Source organism: Variovorax sp. YR216 (assembly GCF_900107745.1).
Classification (GTDB): Bacteria; Pseudomonadota; Gammaproteobacteria; order Burkholderiales; family Burkholderiaceae_C; genus Variovorax.
This window is the reverse complement of the sequence record NZ_FNRO01000008.1, coordinates 32388-48438: the sequence shown is the minus strand read 5'-3', so window position 1 is coordinate 48438 and position 16051 is coordinate 32388. Positions and strand designations below refer to the sequence as shown.

Annotated in this window: 17 protein-coding genes; 13 read left to right on the top strand and 4 right to left on the bottom strand. The window is 68.2% G+C overall.

What is annotated here, in order from left to right; genetic code table 11:
* Window positions 1–44 precede the first annotated feature (44 nt).
* From pyk to BLW05_RS20375, 6 genes are all read left to right on the top strand, one after another.
* Window positions 45–1493, top strand: coding sequence for a pyruvate kinase (gene pyk / locus BLW05_RS20400; RefSeq protein ID WP_093165391.1), 1449 nt, complete (start codon window positions 45–47; stop codon window positions 1491–1493).
* 19 nt (window positions 1494–1512) lie between these two features.
* Window positions 1513–1899 (top strand): DUF4345 family protein, encoded by a 387-nt coding sequence (locus BLW05_RS20395; protein ID WP_093165390.1) that lies wholly within the window; start codon window positions 1513–1515, stop codon window positions 1897–1899.
* A gap of 112 nt (window positions 1900–2011) precedes the next feature.
* On the top strand, window positions 2012–3076 hold the full coding sequence (gene fba / locus BLW05_RS20390) for a class II fructose-bisphosphate aldolase (RefSeq protein ID WP_093165389.1): 1065 nt from the start codon (window positions 2012–2014) through the stop codon (window positions 3074–3076).
* A 105-nt stretch (window positions 3077–3181) separates the two neighbouring features.
* Entirely contained in the window at window positions 3182–4087 is a 906-nt protein-coding gene (locus tag BLW05_RS20385; protein ID WP_093165388.1) for a phosphoribosylaminoimidazolesuccinocarboxamide synthase, read from the top strand.
* Window positions 4088–4202: 115 nt separating this feature from the next.
* Entirely contained in the window at window positions 4203–4877 is a 675-nt protein-coding gene (locus tag BLW05_RS20380; RefSeq protein WP_177142746.1) for a helix-turn-helix transcriptional regulator, read from the top strand.
* A gap of 55 nt (window positions 4878–4932) precedes the next feature.
* Window positions 4933–5589: a Crp/Fnr family transcriptional regulator gene (locus tag BLW05_RS20375; protein ID WP_093165386.1), complete on the top strand. Its 657-nt coding sequence runs from the start codon at window positions 4933–4935 to the stop codon at window positions 5587–5589.
* A 28-nt stretch (window positions 5590–5617) separates the two neighbouring features.
* Here the strand turns inward: BLW05_RS20375 and BLW05_RS20370 are convergent, their stop codons facing one another.
* Together BLW05_RS20370 and BLW05_RS20365 are read right to left on the bottom strand one after the other, a co-directional pair.
* A complete protein-coding gene (locus tag BLW05_RS20370; protein ID WP_093165385.1) occupies window positions 5618–6076 on the bottom strand; it encodes an META domain-containing protein in 459 nt (152 codons plus the stop codon).
* A gap of 59 nt (window positions 6077–6135) precedes the next feature.
* A complete protein-coding gene (locus BLW05_RS20365) occupies window positions 6136–7056 on the bottom strand; it encodes a tetratricopeptide repeat protein (protein ID WP_093165384.1) in 921 nt (306 codons plus the stop codon).
* A gap of 36 nt (window positions 7057–7092) precedes the next feature.
* On the opposite strand from BLW05_RS20365, the gene purE reads away from it, so the two are divergent.
* Genes purE through BLW05_RS20350 form a run of 3 tightly spaced genes read left to right on the top strand, consistent with a single transcriptional unit; the run spans window position 7093 to window position 9805 of the window.
* The gene (purE, locus tag BLW05_RS20360) at window positions 7093–7635 is read left to right on the top strand and encodes a 5-(carboxyamino)imidazole ribonucleotide mutase (protein WP_093165383.1); all 543 of its coding nucleotides are present in this window, start codon (window positions 7093–7095) and stop codon (window positions 7633–7635) included.
* The gene (locus BLW05_RS20355) at window positions 7632–8798 is read left to right on the top strand and encodes a 5-(carboxyamino)imidazole ribonucleotide synthase (RefSeq protein ID WP_256330411.1); all 1167 of its coding nucleotides are present in this window, start codon (window positions 7632–7634) and stop codon (window positions 8796–8798) included. Before purE ends, BLW05_RS20355 begins: the two co-directional genes overlap by 4 nt.
* A gap of 5 nt (window positions 8799–8803) precedes the next feature.
* Complete coding sequence (locus tag BLW05_RS20350; protein ID WP_093165382.1) at window positions 8804–9805, top strand: L-threonylcarbamoyladenylate synthase; 1002 nt, start codon at window positions 8804–8806, stop codon at window positions 9803–9805.
* Between the two features lie 6 nt (window positions 9806–9811).
* Here the strand turns inward: BLW05_RS20350 and BLW05_RS20345 are convergent, their stop codons facing one another.
* Both BLW05_RS20345 and dacB read right to left on the bottom strand, forming a co-directional pair.
* Window positions 9812–11362 carry an alpha/beta hydrolase family protein gene (locus BLW05_RS20345; RefSeq protein ID WP_177142745.1) on the bottom strand — a complete coding sequence of 517 codons (1551 nt, stop codon included), beginning with the start codon at window positions 11360–11362 and terminating at the stop codon, window positions 9812–9814.
* A gap of 104 nt (window positions 11363–11466) precedes the next feature.
* Complete coding sequence (gene dacB, locus BLW05_RS20340) at window positions 11467–12891, bottom strand: D-alanyl-D-alanine carboxypeptidase/D-alanyl-D-alanine endopeptidase (RefSeq protein WP_093165380.1); 1425 nt, start codon at window positions 12889–12891, stop codon at window positions 11467–11469.
* Window positions 12892–13025: 134 nt separating this feature from the next.
* Between dacB and BLW05_RS20335 the strand changes: the two genes are divergently transcribed.
* From BLW05_RS20335 to BLW05_RS20320, 4 genes are read left to right on the top strand one after another with little or no spacing between them, the layout of a single operon-like run.
* A complete protein-coding gene (locus BLW05_RS20335) occupies window positions 13026–14024 on the top strand; it encodes a DMT family transporter (protein ID WP_093165379.1) in 999 nt (332 codons plus the stop codon).
* Window positions 14017–14709 (top strand): tRNA (adenosine(37)-N6)-threonylcarbamoyltransferase complex dimerization subunit type 1 TsaB, encoded by a 693-nt coding sequence (gene tsaB, locus BLW05_RS20330; protein ID WP_093165378.1) that lies wholly within the window; start codon window positions 14017–14019, stop codon window positions 14707–14709. The genes BLW05_RS20335 and tsaB overlap by 8 nt, the downstream gene beginning before the upstream one ends.
* Window positions 14706–15287 carry a GNAT family N-acetyltransferase gene (locus tag BLW05_RS20325; protein WP_093165377.1) on the top strand — a complete coding sequence of 194 codons (582 nt, stop codon included), beginning with the start codon at window positions 14706–14708 and terminating at the stop codon, window positions 15285–15287. The genes tsaB and BLW05_RS20325 overlap by 4 nt, the downstream gene beginning before the upstream one ends.
* Window positions 15284–16042 carry a uracil-DNA glycosylase family protein gene (locus BLW05_RS20320; RefSeq protein ID WP_256330410.1) on the top strand — a complete coding sequence of 253 codons (759 nt, stop codon included), beginning with the start codon at window positions 15284–15286 and terminating at the stop codon, window positions 16040–16042. The genes BLW05_RS20325 and BLW05_RS20320 overlap by 4 nt, the downstream gene beginning before the upstream one ends.
* Window positions 16043–16051: the final 9 nt, after the last annotated feature.

Genomic DNA, 16051 nt, shown 5'->3' with positions numbered 1-16051 from the left:
TGGAAAAAGTGTATACAGTTCAGAATACACAACCGGAGACCTGAATGAGCACGCCCCGCCTTCCCCGCCACGCCACCAAGATCGTCGCGACGCTTGGGCCGGCCTCGAGCAGGCTCGACCTGTTGGAACAGATGATCCTGCACAAGGTCAGCGTCGTTCGGCTGAATTTCAGCCACGGCACGGCACAGGACCACATCGACCGCGCGGCGATGGTCCGCGAAGCCGCCCGCCGCGTCGGGCGCGAGGTCGCGATCATGGCTGACCTGCAGGGGCCGAAGATCCGGGTCGGCAAGTTCGCCGAAGGCAAGGTCTGGCTGGAGCCGGGCGAGAAGTTCGTTCTCGATGCATCGCGCACCGAGCCCGGTGACATCAACGAAGTCGGCCTCGACTACAAGGACCTGCCGCGCGACGTGAAGGCCGGCGATACCCTGCTGCTGAACGACGGCCTCATCGTGCTCGACGTCACGGCGGTCAAGGGCGATGCGGTGCACACCAAGGTGCGTCTGGGCGGCGAGCTCTCCAACAACAAGGGCATCAACAAGCAGGGCGGCGGCCTGACCGCGCCGGCGCTGACGGCCAAGGACATGGAGGACATCAAGACCGCCATGAGCTTCCAGGCCGACTACGTGGCGGTGAGTTTCCCGAAGAACGCGACCGACATGGAAATGGCGCGGCAACTCTGCAACGTGGCAGCGGCCGAATTCGGTCACAAGCCGGGGATGATCGCCAAGATGGAGCGCGCAGAAGCCATCCCCAAGCTGGAGGACATCCTGCGCGCGAGCGACGGCATCATGGTCGCCCGCGGCGACCTCGCGGTCGAGGTCGGCAATGCGGCCGTCCCGGCGCTGCAGAAGAAGATGATCCGCATGGCGCGCGAGATGGACAAGGTCGTGATCACCGCCACGCAGATGATGGAGTCGATGATCACCAACCCGGTGCCCACCCGCGCCGAGGTCAGCGACGTGGCCAACGCGGTGCTCGACGGCACCGACGCCGTGATGCTCTCCGCCGAGACGGCTTCCGGGCGCTATCCGCTCGAGACCGTGCAGGAAATGAGCAAGATCTGCGAAGCCGCGGAGGCGGCGGAAGACCCGCACCTCGACGCCGATTTCAGCGGCCAGAGCTACAGCCGCATCGACCAGTCGATCGCGATGGGCGCGCTCTTTACCGCGCACCACCTGGGCGCCAAGGCCATCGTCGCGCTGACCGAATCGGGGTCCACGCCGCTCTGGATGAGCCGGCACCGCGCCCATATCCCTATGTATGCACTGACTTCGCGCCTTGCGACGCAGCGCAAGATGGCGCTCTACCGCAACGTGCGGCCGCTGTTGATGGACTCCGAAAGCGATCGCGACACCGCGCTGATGCAGGCCGAAGCCCATCTGAAGAAGCGCGGCATCGTGCAGACCGGCGACGTGTACGCCATCACCTGCGGCGAGCCGATGGGCGCGCCGGGCGGCACCAACATGCTGAAGATCTGCCGCGTCGGCTGATCGCTGGCCGGATCAATCGATGACGGCCGAAGCCCCGCTCCTCGGGAGCCAGATCGTCGTCCAGGTCTGCCTGTTTCTTTTTGCCGCCATCGGCATGTTCGGCGGCGCGGTCCAGTTCTTCCTCGGGCAGCCGGATACCACTGCGCGGCTGGACAACGTCCACCGCTTCATGGCCGGCATCTACTTCACGACCGGCGTGATCTGCCTGTGGACGGCGCTGACGATCCGGCAGCAAGGCACGCTGGTGTACATCCTGGCGTTCGGCGTGCTGCTGGCCGGGATCGGACGGATCGTCTCGATCGCGAAAGTCGGCCTGCCCAAGCCGGCGGCCGTCTGGCTGGGCTATCTGATTCCCGAACTGGTGCTCCCGATCATCATCCTCGTGGCTCACCGGGCGCCCGCCTGAGGCTGAGTGCTGGGCAAAATCGGCCTCTGGCGTGGGGCTTCTTCCCACAGGGGGGTCGGTAGAATCGTTGTAGTTTTTTCGTTTCCACCCTAGATTCCTGCGAGGTATTCCCATGGCACTCGTCTCGATGCGCGAACTGCTCGACCACGCCGCCGCCAACGGCTACGGCATTCCGGCTTTCAACGTCAACAACCTCGAACAGGTCCAGGCCGTGATGGAGGCCGCCAAGGAAACGGGCGCGCCCGTGATCCTCCAGGCCAGCGCCGGTGCCCGCAAGTACGCTGGCGAATCCTTCATCAAGTACCTGATCCAAGCCGCGATCGAGGCCTACCCGCAGATCCCGCTGGTGATGCACCAGGACCATGGCCAGAGCCCCGACGTGTGCCGCGGCGCCATCGACCTGGGCTTCAGCTCGGTGATGATGGACGGCTCGCTCGAATCCGACGGCAAGACCATCGCCAGCTACGACTACAACGTCGACGTCTCCAAGAAGGTGGTCGACATGGCGCACAAGGTCGGCGTCACCGTCGAAGGCGAACTCGGCTGCCTCGGCTCGCTCGAGACCATGAAGGGCGACAAGGAAGACGGCCACGGCACCGACGCGACCATGACGCGCGAGCAGCTGCTGACCGACCCCGAGCAGGCCGCCGACTTCGTCAAGCGCACCCAGATCGATGCGCTGGCCATCGCCATCGGCACCAGCCACGGCGCGTACAAGTTCACCCGCAAGCCCACCGGCGACATCCTCGCGATCGACCGTATCAAGGAAATCCACCGCCGCATCCCCAACACCCACCTCGTGATGCACGGCTCGTCGAGCGTGCCGCAGGAGCTGCTGGCGATCATTCGCCAGTACGGCGGCAACATGAAGGAAACCTACGGCGTGCCGGTCGAGGAAATCCAGGAAGCCATCAAGCACGGCGTGCGCAAGATCAACATCGACACCGACATCCGCCTGGCGATGACCGGCGCGGTGCGCAAGTTCCTGGCCGAGAACCCCGAGAAGTTCGACGCCCGCGAATGGCTCAAGCCCGCGCGCGAAGCCGCCAAGCAGATCTGCAAGCAGCGCTATATCGAGTTCGGCTGCGAAGGCCAGGCTGCAAAGATCAAGGGCGACAACCTCCAAGTCGTCGCGGCCAAGTACGCGAAGGGCGAACTCGCACAAGAAGTGGTCTGATCCCTTCGCCGCAACGCAGAAGCCACCTTCGCGGTGGCTTTTTTCTGTGCGGCGCGGCGCGCACAATCCTCGAGTTCCAGCCCCCGCCTTTCAAAGCATTTCGCCATGACCACCGTCCACACTTCTTCCATCCAGAGCCTTCCGCTGCTCGCGCGCGGCAAGGTGCGCGACAACTATGCCGTCGGCAACGATCGCATCCTGATGGTCGCGAGCGACCGCCTTTCCGCCTTCGACGTGATCATGGGCGAGCCCATCCCGGGCAAAGGCGAGATCCTCACGAAGATGGCGCTCTGGTGGTTCGACCGCCTGGGCCACCTGTGCCCCAACCACCTGACCGGCGAGGCGCCCGAAAGCGTGGTGAAGCCCGAGGAGGTGTCGCAGGTGCAGGGTCGCTCGATGCTGGTCAAGCGGCTCAAGCCGATCCCGGTCGAGGCGGTGGTGCGTGGCTACCTCGCGGGCAGCGGCTGGAAGGAATACCAGGAAAGCCGCTCGGTCTGCGGCGTGCCGCTCCCCGAAGGGCTGACCAATGCCAGCAAGCTGCCTCGCCCGATCTTCACGCCGGCTGCCAAGGCGGCCGCGGGCGAGCACGACGAGAACATCAGCTACGACAAGGTGGTCGAAATCGTCGGCCCGCTGCTCGCCCAGCAGATCCGCGACACCAGCATCGCGATCTACGAGGCGGCGGCCGAGATCGCGCTCGGCAAGGGCATGATCATTGCCGATACCAAGTTCGAATTCGGGCTGGACGAGACTGGCACGCTGGTGCTGATGGACGAGGTGCTCACGCCCGACAGCTCGCGCTACTGGCCGGTCGAAGGCTACGAAGAAGCACTCGCCGCCGGTGCCAATCCGCCGAGCTACGACAAGCAGTTCGTGCGCGACTGGCTCGAAGCCGTCCGCATCAACGGAAAGCCCTGGGACAAGACGCCGCCCGCGCCGCGCCTGCCGGCCGATGTCGTCTCGAAGACCGCGGCCAAGTACCGCGAGGCGCTCGACCGTCTCACCCATTGAGGGGTTGCGCGCCCGGGCCGATGTGAATAAGTCACAAAGCGCTCGGCAATACTCACATCCCGGAAAGGCGGCTGTCTTCCAAACTCTCCTCATCCCGATCGATGAGGAGTGCGAAATGGAAATGCTGTCCGAGTTCCGGTTTCCTTACGTGCCGGCCGCCGAGCGGACGCCCGCGTCGCCGCCGGATCCGCTCCAGCCCGGCATGCTGGCTCGCGTGCTCGACGAGATCGACCACGGCCTGCTGTTGCTGGATCTGACGGGGCGCATTCTTCACGCCAACTTCCCGGCTCGCCGGGAACTGACGAGCGCCCATACGCTGCGGAGCGTCGACGGCATGCTTTGCGCGAGCCAGGCAGGCTCGCAGCCGAAGCTGCGCCAGGCGCTCAAGGACGCCGAGCGCGACTATCGAAGCATCGTCGAACTCGACGAGGACCCCGACGATCCGCTCTCGCTGGCCTTCATCCCGCTGGCGGCGCTGCATGGCGCCACGACCGTGGATACCGTCCTGGTGATGTGCAGCCGGCGCCCCGGGTGCGAATCGCTCACGATGCAGATGTTCGCGCGCTCCAAGCGGCTGACCAGGGCCGAGCAGAACGTGCTCGCCCGGCTGTGCGCGGGTCATGGCGCGGAGGAAATCGCCTGCCTGGAGGGCATCCGCATGTCGACCGTCCGTACGCACATCAAGAACGTCCGCCAGAAGACCGGCAGCAGCAGCATCCGCGAGGTGGTCTACCGCGTCTCGCGCATGCCGCAGATCGTGTCGGCCTTGCGAATCGCCAGCGAAAACTGAGTCGCTCCGCGTCCGTCCATACGCATTTGCAGGCGCGGGGCCGTATAGTCCCCGCATGCCGCAACCGACTGCCGCATCGCGCCCCGATCCCGCAGCCGCCTTGCCGCTGCATGTGCAGAAGCTCGCCGCGCTGGGCGTGCAGCGCCGCTACCGGACCCACAGCCTGCTGATCGAGGAAGGCGACGAGGGCAGCGCCGTCTACATCGTGCTTTCGGGACGGCTGCGGGCTTTCGTGTCGGATTCGCGTGGGCGGGAGGTGACCATGGCGCTGCATGGCCCCGGCGACTACGTCGGCGAAATGTCCCTCGACGGCGGTCGGCGCTCCGCCAGCGTGCAGGCGATGGAGCCCACGCTCTGCGCCATCGTGACGCGCGAAACGATGCTGCACCACATCCAGAAGGACCCGGAGTTCGCGATGGCGCTGATCGTCCGGCTGATCCGTCGCGCCCGGCTCGCCACCGAAAGCGCCCGCAGCATGGCGCTGCTCGATGTCTACAGCCGGCTGAAGAACCTGCTGGAATCGCGGGCGGTCGCGCAAGCAGACGGCACCCGCGTCATCACGGAACGGCTCACGCATCAGGCGATCGCGAGCGAGATCGGCTGCTCGCGCGAGATGGTGAGCCGGCTGATGAAGGATCTGGAGTCGGGCGGCTATCTGTCGCTGGTCCAGCGACAGGTGGTGCTCACGCGCGACCTGCCGGCGCGCTGGTGACCGGGCCGGCTGCCGCCGGGTCGCGATCTCAACGCGCGCTCAGCACCGCCAGCGTGCGCCCACCCGAATCCAGCAGCGTCATGCGCGAACTGCCCTGCAGGCGATAGCTCGTGGTCGATTGCAGCGCCGCGAAGAACTGCGCTTCGTTGGCGCCGCGCGCCGGATCTGCACAGGCCATGCGGGTCGCAGCGAGCTGGTTCATCTTGAGGGCGCTGCCACTGCGCTGGAAGGTGCCGGTCACCCGGTTGCAGCCGCCGGAGCCGGTCACCTGGCTGTTGCGGCGGTCGAACTGCAACTGCGCATCGCGCTGCGGATCGCCGCTCGGCGCGACCGGGGCGTCGCCCAGCTGTTCCAGGCGCCAGACCGGTCCTTCGATCGGCTCGTCCAGACTGATTCCGCTGCCGCATCCAGCCAGCAGTCCGGCAGCGAGCAAGGTCATGGCGGCCAAGGGCGCGGCGGTCGGTCGGGCAGCGGGGCGAAAACGCATGGCCTGTCTTTCCTTCTGTAACAAAATGGATCGGCGCGCCATGGTAGTCGACGCCGGCGTCAGCTCAGGACGACGCTGCTGAGCCGTCGCCGGTAGCTTGCCACCGTCGGGTCATCGGGGGGAATCTGCCCATCGGCCACCTTGACCCTGGGCGGCTCGATGATGTCGAGGATCGCGATGTAGGTCTTGCGCGCGAGATCGTCGTTCCAGCCCTTGTCGCGCATCAGGATGTCGAGCAACTCGTCCATCGCGTCGGTCCAACGCTGGTCGGCCATGAGCAGGCGCGTGCGGTCGAATCGGGCCTCGAAGTCGCGCTTGTTGGCGGCGATGCGGCCGTCGAGGTCGGCGATGGCTGGCGCGCTGCCGCTGACCGGCTTCGCAAAGTCGACGGCGTCCATCCAGCGCTGGAGCGAGTCAAGGCGCCGCACCATCGAGGTCTTGCCGATCACCGGCGCGAACGCGACCTTGGCGTCGTCGAAGCGGCCTTCCTGGAGGAGCAGCTTGACGTAGTCGAATCGGGTGTCGTCGTTGGACGGGTCGGTCGCGACCGCGTGCTGCAGCTTCTCCAGCGCACCTTCGGTGTCGCCTTCCGCCAGCGCGGCCTGCGCGGATTCCTCCTGCTCCTGCGCCTCGAGCTCGTCCGCGCCCGGCACGTGCTTGTCGAGGAAGGCTCGGACCTGCTCGGGCGGGAGGGCGCCGACGAAGCCGTCCACTGGCTGCCCATCCTTGAACAGCACGCAGAACGGGATGCTGCGCACACCGAACATCTGGCTCAGCTGCTGCGAAATCTGCGGCACCTTGTCCGCGTCGAGCTTGGCGAGCGCGAAGCGGCCGCCGTATTCGACCTCGAGTTTTTCGAGGACGGGACCGAGCTGCTTGCAGGGGCCGCACCATTCGGCCCAGATGTCGAGCAGCACCGGTTGGTTCATCGAGCCTTCGATCAGCTCGGCCTGGAAGTTTTCGAGGGTGATGTCGATCATCGCTGGAAGTTGGGGGTGAAACGTAAAATTCGAACCATGAAGCAAGCAATTCAGGTCGGTGTGGTGATGGGCTCCAACTCCGATTGGGAGACGATGCGCAACGCCGTCGAGATTCTCCAGCAATTCGGCGTCGCCCACGAAGCGCGCGTGGTCTCGGCCCACCGCATGCCCGACGAGTTGTTCGCCTACGCCGAAAGCGCCGCGCCGCGCGGGCTGGCGGCGATCATCGCGGGCGCCGGCGGCGCCGCGCACCTGCCCGGCATGCTGGCCGCCAAGACCACGGTCCCGGTGCTCGGCGTGCCGGTCGCCAGCCGTCATCTGCAGGGCGTGGATTCCCTCTACAGCATCGTGCAGATGCCCAAGGGCGTGCCGGTCGCCACCTTCGCCATCGGCAACGCCGGCGCGGCCAATGCGGCGCTCTTCGCGGTCGCGATGCTCGCGGTCGGCGATCCGGCCCTGCGCAGCCAGCTCGATGCCTTCCGCGAAAAGCAGACCCAGGCCGCGCAGGCCATGACCCTGCCGACGGGCGAGGCGGATCCGGTGTCGCCGTTCACGCCCCAGGGCGGGGGTGCGCTGTGACGGTCATTCTCCCGGGCGCCACGCTGGGCGTGATGGGCGGCGGGCAACTCGGACGGATGTTCGTGCATGCCGCCCAGCAGATGGGCTACTTCACGGCGGTGCTCGATCCGGATGCCGACAGTCCCGCCGGCCGGGTGAGCCACCACCACATCCACGCCGACTACACCGACGTGGACGGACTCGCCCGGCTTGCTGGCCTGTCCGACGCCATCACGACCGAATTCGAGAACGTCCCCGCGCCCTCGCTCGAGCACCTGGCCGTCTCCCGGCCAGTTTCGCCGGGGGCCGATGCCGTCGCGATCGCGCAGGATCGCATCCGCGAAAAGGGCCATTTCGTGCGCTGCGGCGTCGACTGCGCGCCCTATGCGGTCATCGAGACGGCCGACCATCTCGCCGCGGTGCCTTCGGACCTGCTGCCCGGCATCCTCAAGACCGCGCGCCTCGGCTACGACGGCAAGGGCCAGCGCCGCGTCGCCACCCGCGCCGAGCTCGAGGCCGCGTGGAGCGATGCCGGCGGCGTGGCCTGCGTGCTCGAGAAGCTCCTGCCGCTGGACTTCGAATGCTCCGTGATCGTCGCGCGCAGCGAGGACGGGCAGATGGTGAATTTCCCGGCGCAGCGCAACCTGCACCGCGACGGCATCCTCGCGGTCACCGAGGTCTACGCGGACAACATGCCCAAGGCGGCCGCGCAGCGCGCCATTTCCGCGGCGCGGTCGATCGCCCAGGGCCTTTCCTACATCGGCGTGCTGTGCGTCGAATTCTTCGTGCTCGCCGACGGCAAGCTGGTCGTCAACGAAATGGCCCCGCGTCCGCACAACAGCGGCCACTGGACCATGGACGCCTGCGACGTGTCGCAGTTCGAGCTGCAGGTGCGCACGCTTGCAGGGCTGCCGCTCAATCCGCCGCGCCAGCACAGCGCCGCGATCATGCTGAATCTCCTTGGCGACCTGTGGTTCGTCGATGGCGGCGAAGCAGTCGAGCCGCGCTGGGCCGATGTGCTCGCGCTGCCCGGCACGCACCTGCACCTGTACGGCAAGACCGAGGCGCGCCGCGGGCGCAAGATGGGCCACTTGAACATCACCGGCGAGAGCATCGAGGCGGTCCGAAGCACCGCCGACTTCGCTGCCGCGGTGCTGGGCCTGCCGATTCCGCTTTCCGAGTGAGCGCGATGATCCGCGACGGCCAGTCCCCCGACGCCATCGAGGACGCCGCGCGCGTCCTGGAAGCCGGAGGGCTGGTCGCGTTCCCGACCGAAACCGTCTACGGCCTCGGCGCCGATGCGGGCAGCGATGCGGCCGTCGCCGGCATCTTCGCGGCCAAGGGCCGGCCGAGCGACCACCCGCTGATCGTCCATGTGCCGGCCGGACCGCAAGGCACCGATGCGCTGTCCCGGTTCGCCCAGCCGCTGCCGCTCTTCGCGCAGAAGCTGGTCCAGGCTTTCTGGCCCGGTCCTCTGACCTTGATCGTCGCCCGCCAGCCCGGCGTGGCGACGGCGGCTGCCGGCGGGCAGGACACCATCGGCGTGCGCTGTCCGTCGCATCCGGTGGCGCAAGCCCTGCTGTCTGCATGCATCGAGCACGGCGTGTACGGCGTCGCAGGCCCGAGCGCCAACCGCTTCGGCCGCGTGAGCCCCACGACCGCGCAGCATGTGCGCGACGAGTTCGGCGACGCGCTTCTCGTGATCGACGGCGGCCCGTGCGAAGTCGGCATCGAATCCACCATCGTTGACTGCAGCCGCGGCGTGCCGGTGCTGCTGCGTCCCGGCGCCATCACCCGTGCACAGGTCGAAGCGGCCTGCGGCGAGGCGCTGCGTGACAAGGAAGCGCTCGCGCAGCCCGATCCGCGAGCCTCCGGCACGCTGGAGGCGCACTACGCGCCGAGCGCCAAGGTGCGGCTGATGGATGCCAAGGCGCTGCAGGCTGGTCTCGACGTGCTCGGCGCGAATGCGGCGCACCTCGCGGTGTGGTCGCGCACCGCGCTCAAGAGCCGCTCCCAGCGCGTCGTCATGCGACGCATGCCCGACGATGCCGCGGCCGCCGCGCAGCAGCTCTTCGCGGTGCTGCGCGCCTTCGACGCCGAAGGCGTCAAGCTGATCTGGATCGAGACCCCGCCCGACACCCACGAGTGGGAAGGCGTCCGAGACCGCCTCCAGCGCGCAGCGAAGGCCTAGGCGGGTTCAGAGGCTCGACGCCAGCACCGATTGGAAGAAGCCGCGGGCCGATGCCAGGCAGAACGGCGGCACCAGTGTGCTGTGGTAGGCCTGGAATACCGCCGAGGCCTGGTCTGCCGGCGTACCGGGCGTCGAGGCCACGAGATTCGCCTTCGCGGTGGCGAAGCCTGCGCGCGCCGACGAGAAGGCATCCGTGCGGCTCGAATCCTCGAGATCGACGACCGTCAGCGCCGTGGAGGACATGCCGCGTGCGGTGAAGTACCCGGCCGTCGCGCGCGTGCTCAGGAAGTTCACCGTCGGGTCGTTGGCGCCGCCGCACATCATCATCGGCCGGGTCGGCAGCCAGTTGCGCAGATCGTTCGCCACCGCCGCCTTGCGGAAGCCGAGCAGCGGCTGGCAGTTGAGCGGCGCGCTGGTGCCGAGCGAACCCGCGCTCGCCGGCAGCGCATTGCCCGGGCAGGGGTTGGCCAGCAAGTCGCTGGCGGCCTGCGTCAGGTAGCTTTGCCGGATCAGGTTGTTGGGGCCGTAGAAGATCGACAGCGAAGGATCGACCGGCCCCGGAACCGCATTCGCCGGGTAGAGCGCCAGCGGCGGCAGCTTGCCTTGCGCGTACAGGGTGTTGATCGGCGTGTTGCTCGGCAGCAGCGTGTCGATCCCGTTGGCGTATTGCGCCTCGTAGATGTCGCCGGTGGCCGTGTAGACATTGCCGAACTGCTTCTGCCAGCTCGTCGAGAGCAGTGGTGTGAACAGCGTCGACCCGAATGCGGGCCAGCCGCTGAAGCTGTAGTCCGCCAGGAGGCTGATCGCCGACGGGGCGGAGAGCGGCGCCGAGGCGGTCACTGCCTTGCCCGTGGCCTGCATCTCGCGGTGCGCGGCCATCGCGACGTAGCCGCCCTGCGAGTAGCCGGTGATCAGCAGCTTCCCGGAGTCGGACGCGGAAATGCTCGCGAATGTCTTGCGCGCCGCGGTCAGCGCATCGACCATGTCCTTGCCCTGCTGGTCGCCGTTGAGGTAGGGGTGGTAGGGCAGCGTGGACTTGTCGTAGCCCGCATAGTTGGGCGCGACCACGATGTAGCCCTGCGCGGCGAAGGTGGCCGCGACCAACAGGCCCTCGCCGGCCGCCGGCTGGGTCGAGTCCGTCATTTGCGCGAGGTTGTAGTTGCGGGCGGGCGAGGTGCCGTGCGCGTAGAGCACGACAGGACGGGGCCCGCTGCAATCCGAACCGTCCCCGTTCGGCACCATGATCGCGGCCGTCGCGTTGGTGGCCTCGCCTTGCCCGCCGACGGTCCGGTATTCGAGGTAGCGCAGGTCGAAGCCGCACTTGGGCGTGCCGGCGACCTGCATCAGCGACTTGCCCTGCGCGGTCGAGTTGAGCACGGTGATGAGTTGGGCAATCGAGAGCGATGCGGTCTGCGAGGGCGGCGACGTCACCACCGAACCACGTCCTGTGTCGGCGGTGCTGGGCAGGAAGAAGAACCCGCCGCCCCCTCCACCACCTCCGCATCCGGAAAGCATCAGCACGGTGCCTGCGAACGCGGCGGCGGTGAGTCTCTTCATTCGCGTGTCTCCTTCGTTGTGGGGAATCGAGGGTGAGGCATTCTGGGCAGGCACCGTCACGCGCGCAAGCAGGGCTTGCCTGCACATGCGGGGTCAGCGGCGGGTCAGTCCTGCGCGGCCCAATCGACCAGCGCGTCGAAGGCAGGACGCGCGGCGACCGCATTGGCATGGTTGGCGATGGCGATCACCACGTAGCGCCGCCCGCTCGCCGCATGCACATAGCCGGCCACGCCCGCGGCATCGCGCAGCGTGCCGGTCTTGAGATGTGCCGCGCCGCCTCCGCGCAGCGCGCGCTTGCGCAGCGTGCCGTCCACGCCCGAAGCGGGCAGCGAGGAGACGAACTCGGGCATCAACGGCGAGCGCCATGCGATCTGCAGCATCTTCGCGAGCTCGGCCGAGGTGATGCGCTCGTCGCGCGAGCGGCCCGAGCCGTTGTCGAGCACCGGCTGGCCCTCGCCGGTGCCGATGCGGTCGTTCCACCACTGGCGCACCGTGGCGCGCGCGGTCTCGAAGCTGCCGCGCCGCTTCTGCTGGAGGCCCAGCGTCAGGAAGAGCTGCTGCGCCATCACGTTGTTGCTGTACTTGTTGATGTCGCGGATGACCTCGGCGAGCGGCGGCGAGCTCAGCTCGAACGCCGGCCGCAGTTCCGCCGGCACCCGGCCTTCGCGCACGACCCCCTTGATGCGTCCGCCCATCTCGATCCACAGGCCGCCGATCGCGCGCGCGGCATAGCTGCGCGGATTCGAATAGGCCACGGGCCATTCCTTCTCGCCGCAGGCCGCCGGGAAGCTGCCGGTGAAGCCGATGCGCGCCGGGTCGTTGAAATCGCCGCCCAGGCTCGTGCGCCAGTCGTTGCATTCGCCGGCCGACAGCGGCACCGTGGCCTGCATCGCCACGCCCGCGAGCGGGGGCTCGTACGTCACTTGCGCGGCCTGCGTCGCGCGGTTTGGCACGAAGGTCATCACCACCGATTTGAAGTTGACAAGCAGCGCATCCGGTGCGGCGTTGTAGGGGCGCAGGCCTTCGCCGTCGAAGGCGAAGGGATCGATGTCGGGCACCTCGAACGCGCTGCGGTCGAGCACGATGTCGCCGTCGATGCTCTGGATGCCCATTCCCTGCACCCGCCGCAACAGCAGCCACAGCCTTTCGATCACCAGCTTGGGGTCGCCCTGGCCGCGGATGTAGAGATTGCCTTCGAGCACGCCGTTGCGCACCGGGCCGTCCACGTAGACCGGCGTGGTCCAGACGAATGCCGGCCCGAGCAGGTCGAGCGCCGCATAAGTGGTGACCAGCTTCATGATCGACGCCGGGTTGACCTGCGTCTGCGAACGCCATGCAAGCCGAGGCGGACGGACGCCGTCCGCGTCGGCCACCAGCATCGTCACCGAATCGCGCGGCACCTTGGCGCGGGCCAGTGCGGCGTCGACTTCCGGCGGAAGGGGCTGCGCGCCGGCGAGCCCTGGCGTGAGGGCGGCAAATGCAAGAAGCAGCCCGAAGCTGCGGGCGAGAAGTCGGGAGGCAAAAGACATCGGCAGATTATCCCGACCCCTGTACCAGGAACCCCGCGGAACCGGCTTTGCCGGGGCGCCGGGGTTGCCCCCTGGAAGGGGGGTGGAGAGCGACACGAAGTGCGCGAGCCTGGGGGTGACCCGATAATCTTTCGATGCCCCCCCGTTTTTCCCCTCGCACCATCGGTTTGGGCGCGGCCATCGTCACAGTCCTGGTCTGGACCGCCTTCATCGTGATCGCGCGCGCCTCCGCAGGCCGGTCGCTGACGCCGTTCGACATCGCCTTTGCACGCATCTGCGGCGCCAGCCTGGTGCTGATCCCCTGGGGTGCCTGGATCGTCGCGCGCGACCGCGATCCGGCGCGCTGCTCGATGTTCGGCCTGTCGCCGGTTTCGCTTCGTATCACCGCGACCGCCGGCATCTTCGGCGGGCTCGCCTACGCGCTGCTGGCCTACAGCGGCTTCTTCTTCGCCCCGGCGACCCACGCCTCGGTGCTCCTGCCCGGCAGCCTGCCGCTGTGGACCGCGCTGCTCGCGGCCATCGTGCTGCACGACCGCATCACCCCGGGCCGCGCACTCGGCCTGCTGCTGATCGTGCTGGGCGATTTCTTCGTCGGCGGCGGGAGCCTGCTCCATGCGCTCGAGGGCGGGGTCATCTGGAAAGGCGACCTGCTCTTCATGAGCGCCGCGTTCTGCTGGGCGTCGTACAGCGTGGTGGTGCGCAAGCACAGCCTCGACGCAGTGCGCGCGACCATCGCGATCACCGTTTTCGCCTTCGTGACCTACGTGCCGGTCTACACGCTGCTCGCGGCAACGGGCGTGATCACGAGCCACCTCGCCACCGCGCCGGTGGGCGAGATCGCGTTCCAGATGGTCTTCCAGGGCATCGGGTCGGTGGTGATCTCGGGCATCACCTTCACGCGGATGGTCCAGTACTTCGGGCCGGTGCGCACCACCATGATCACGGCGCTGGTGCCGGGGCTGTCCGCGCTCGGCGCGGTCGTGTTCCTGGGCGAGCCGCTGCAATGGAATCTCATCGCGGGGCTGATGCTGGTGACGGCCGGCATCGTGTTCGGCGTGCAGCGCGTCCGGGCGGGTGCGCTGCCACAGGCACCCGTGCGGGCACGCACGGCAGGAGGCGGCGCCGATGCCTGACAAGCTGCTGGCCTTCGACACCAGCACCGAGACACTCTCGATCGCGGTGCGCCATGGCGACCTGCTGCTCGAGCACACCGGCGACGGTGGCGCGCAGTCGTCGTCGACGCTGATCCCGCTGATCCAGAAACTGCTCGGCGAGGCCGGCCTCGTGCTGCGCGAGCTCGATGCGATCGCCTTCGGGCGCGGGCCGGGATCCTTCACCGGCCTGCGCACCGCCTGTTCGGTGGCCCAGGGACTGGGCTACGGCGCCGGGTTGCGGCTGCTGCCGATCGACACGCTGCATGCGGTCGCGGAAGAAGCCCGCCATCGCTTCGGCGCGCAGCAGGTGGTCGCGGTGCTCGATGCGCGGATGGACCAGGTCTACACGGCCTGCTACGACCTCGGCGTCGAAGTCGCGACCAGCGAGCCGGACCTGCTCGAGCCCGAGAACGTGGTCGTGCCCCCCGGCTGGGCGCTCGCCGGCAATGCCTTCGCTGCCTACGGCGACCGCCTGCCGCGCGCGGCGGAGCGGCACGCGGTGCTGCCAACGGCTGCCGCGATGCTCCGTCTTGCGCCGGCCCTGCTCGCGGCGGGCCGCACCGTCGCGCCGGCCGACGCATGGCCTCTCTACGTTCGCGATAAAGTGGCGCAGACCACCGAGGAGCGCGCCGCCATCAAGGCGGCCGCCGCCAACCAGCCATGAGTGCAGTTCTTCTTCAGTCGCGTGAAGCCCGGCTCGAACCGATGACGGTCGAGCGCATCCCCGCCGTCTGCGCGATCGAGCAGATGGCCTATACGCACCCGTGGACGCCGGCCAACTTCATCGACTCGCTGGCGGCTGGCTATCACTGCCAGTGCCTGGTCGGCCCGGCGGCAGAGGGCGACGCATCGGCCCAGCCGCGCGGTGCGCGCGCATTGCTGAGCCGCGCGCTCTCGCGACCGGCCCCCGAGACCATCATCGGCTACTTCGTCGCCATGAAGGGCGTGGACGAAGTGCATCTGCTCAACATCACCGTCGCGCCTGCTTTTCAGCGCCAGGGATGGGCGCCGCTGATGCTCGAAGCGCTGGAGGGCTGGTCGCGGGCGCAGAACGCACAGTGGCTGTGGCTGGAAGTGCGCGCGAGCAACCATCGCGCGCTTGCCATCTACGAGCGCAACGGCTTTCGGCGCGTCGGCATCCGCAAGGGCTACTACCCGGCGCATGTCAACGCGCGCGAGGACGCGGTCGTCATGAGCCTGCGACTCAACGAATCCAACAGCGCATGGGGAGGGTTGGCATGACGCCCCGGCAGCGCGCGATGCTCGAAGAAATGGGCATCAAGCTTTTCTGGTGGCCCAAGGAAGGGGCGGGCGATGTGCCGGCCGTCGCGGCCGAGGCGCCTGCCGCCGTGCCGGTGGAGGAACCGATCGAAGCGCCGGCCGAACGCGATCCCGCGCCCGTCCGGGCTGCACGCCCGGCCGTGTCCCCTGCGCCGACGGCGCCCGCGCGCGCACCGATTGCGCCGACGCACGGCGCCACCGTGCTCGCCGACGCGCCGCAGCATCTCTACGGTGGCGAGGCCATGGCCAAAGGCGGTTGGCTCGTCATCGCCGACATGCCGCCGGAACTCGACGGGCGCCATGGCGAACCCTTCGCGAGCGACGCTGGCCGGCTGCTCGACAACATGCTGCGCGCGCTTGAGCTTCACGCCGGCGCGACGCCGGTGCATCTGTTGCGCACGCATCGGGGCGTCGCTTCGGGCCAGCAGGGCAGCCCACGGCCGCTCGGCGAAGTCTTCGCCGAAAGCGCCGATGCGCTCGCGCCACGCCTCGTGCTCGCGTTGGGGCCGTTGGCCGCGCAGAGCCTGCTCCAGAGTGGCGATCCGCTCGGCAAGCTGCGCGGACGCGCACTGCCCGCTGCGATGCTGCCGGGGTTCGATGCGCCCGTCGTTGCCTCCTATCACCCGGCCTACCTGCTGCGCAATCCGGCGGACAAGGCTCGCGCCTGGGCCGACCTCTGCCTTGCCGCAGAAGAGCTCTCCCGGGGCGCTCACTAAAATCCTGCC

Coding starts and splice junctions, on each gene's coding strand:
- BLW05_RS20350 (WP_093165382.1), top strand. CDS start 8,804: ATGATCCGCGACGGCCAGTCCCCCGACGCCATCGAGGACGCCGCGCGC.
- purE (WP_093165383.1), top strand. CDS start 7,093: ATGAAGCAAGCAATTCAGGTCGGTGTGGTGATGGGCTCCAACTCCGAT.
- BLW05_RS20335 (WP_093165379.1), top strand. CDS start 13,026: ATGCCCCCCCGTTTTTCCCCTCGCACCATCGGTTTGGGCGCGGCCATC.
- BLW05_RS20395 (WP_093165390.1), top strand. CDS start 1,513: ATGACGGCCGAAGCCCCGCTCCTCGGGAGCCAGATCGTCGTCCAGGTC.
- BLW05_RS20325 (WP_093165377.1), top strand. CDS start 14,706: ATGAGTGCAGTTCTTCTTCAGTCGCGTGAAGCCCGGCTCGAACCGATG.
- BLW05_RS20345 (WP_177142745.1), bottom strand. CDS start 11,362: ATGAAGAGACTCACCGCCGCCGCGTTCGCAGGCACCGTGCTGATGCTT.
- BLW05_RS20375 (WP_093165386.1), top strand. CDS start 4,933: ATGCCGCAACCGACTGCCGCATCGCGCCCCGATCCCGCAGCCGCCTTG.
- BLW05_RS20320 (WP_256330410.1), top strand. CDS start 15,284: ATGACGCCCCGGCAGCGCGCGATGCTCGAAGAAATGGGCATCAAGCTT.
- dacB (WP_093165380.1), bottom strand. CDS start 12,891: ATGTCTTTTGCCTCCCGACTTCTCGCCCGCAGCTTCGGGCTGCTTCTT.
- tsaB (WP_093165378.1), top strand. CDS start 14,017: ATGCCTGACAAGCTGCTGGCCTTCGACACCAGCACCGAGACACTCTCG.
- BLW05_RS20380 (WP_177142746.1), top strand. CDS start 4,203: ATGGAAATGCTGTCCGAGTTCCGGTTTCCTTACGTGCCGGCCGCCGAG.
- BLW05_RS20370 (WP_093165385.1), bottom strand. CDS start 6,076: ATGCGTTTTCGCCCCGCTGCCCGACCGACCGCCGCGCCCTTGGCCGCC.
- BLW05_RS20365 (WP_093165384.1), bottom strand. CDS start 7,056: ATGATCGACATCACCCTCGAAAACTTCCAGGCCGAGCTGATCGAAGGC.
- fba (WP_093165389.1), top strand. CDS start 2,012: ATGGCACTCGTCTCGATGCGCGAACTGCTCGACCACGCCGCCGCCAAC.
- BLW05_RS20385 (WP_093165388.1), top strand. CDS start 3,182: ATGACCACCGTCCACACTTCTTCCATCCAGAGCCTTCCGCTGCTCGCG.
- pyk (WP_093165391.1), top strand. CDS start 45: ATGAGCACGCCCCGCCTTCCCCGCCACGCCACCAAGATCGTCGCGACG.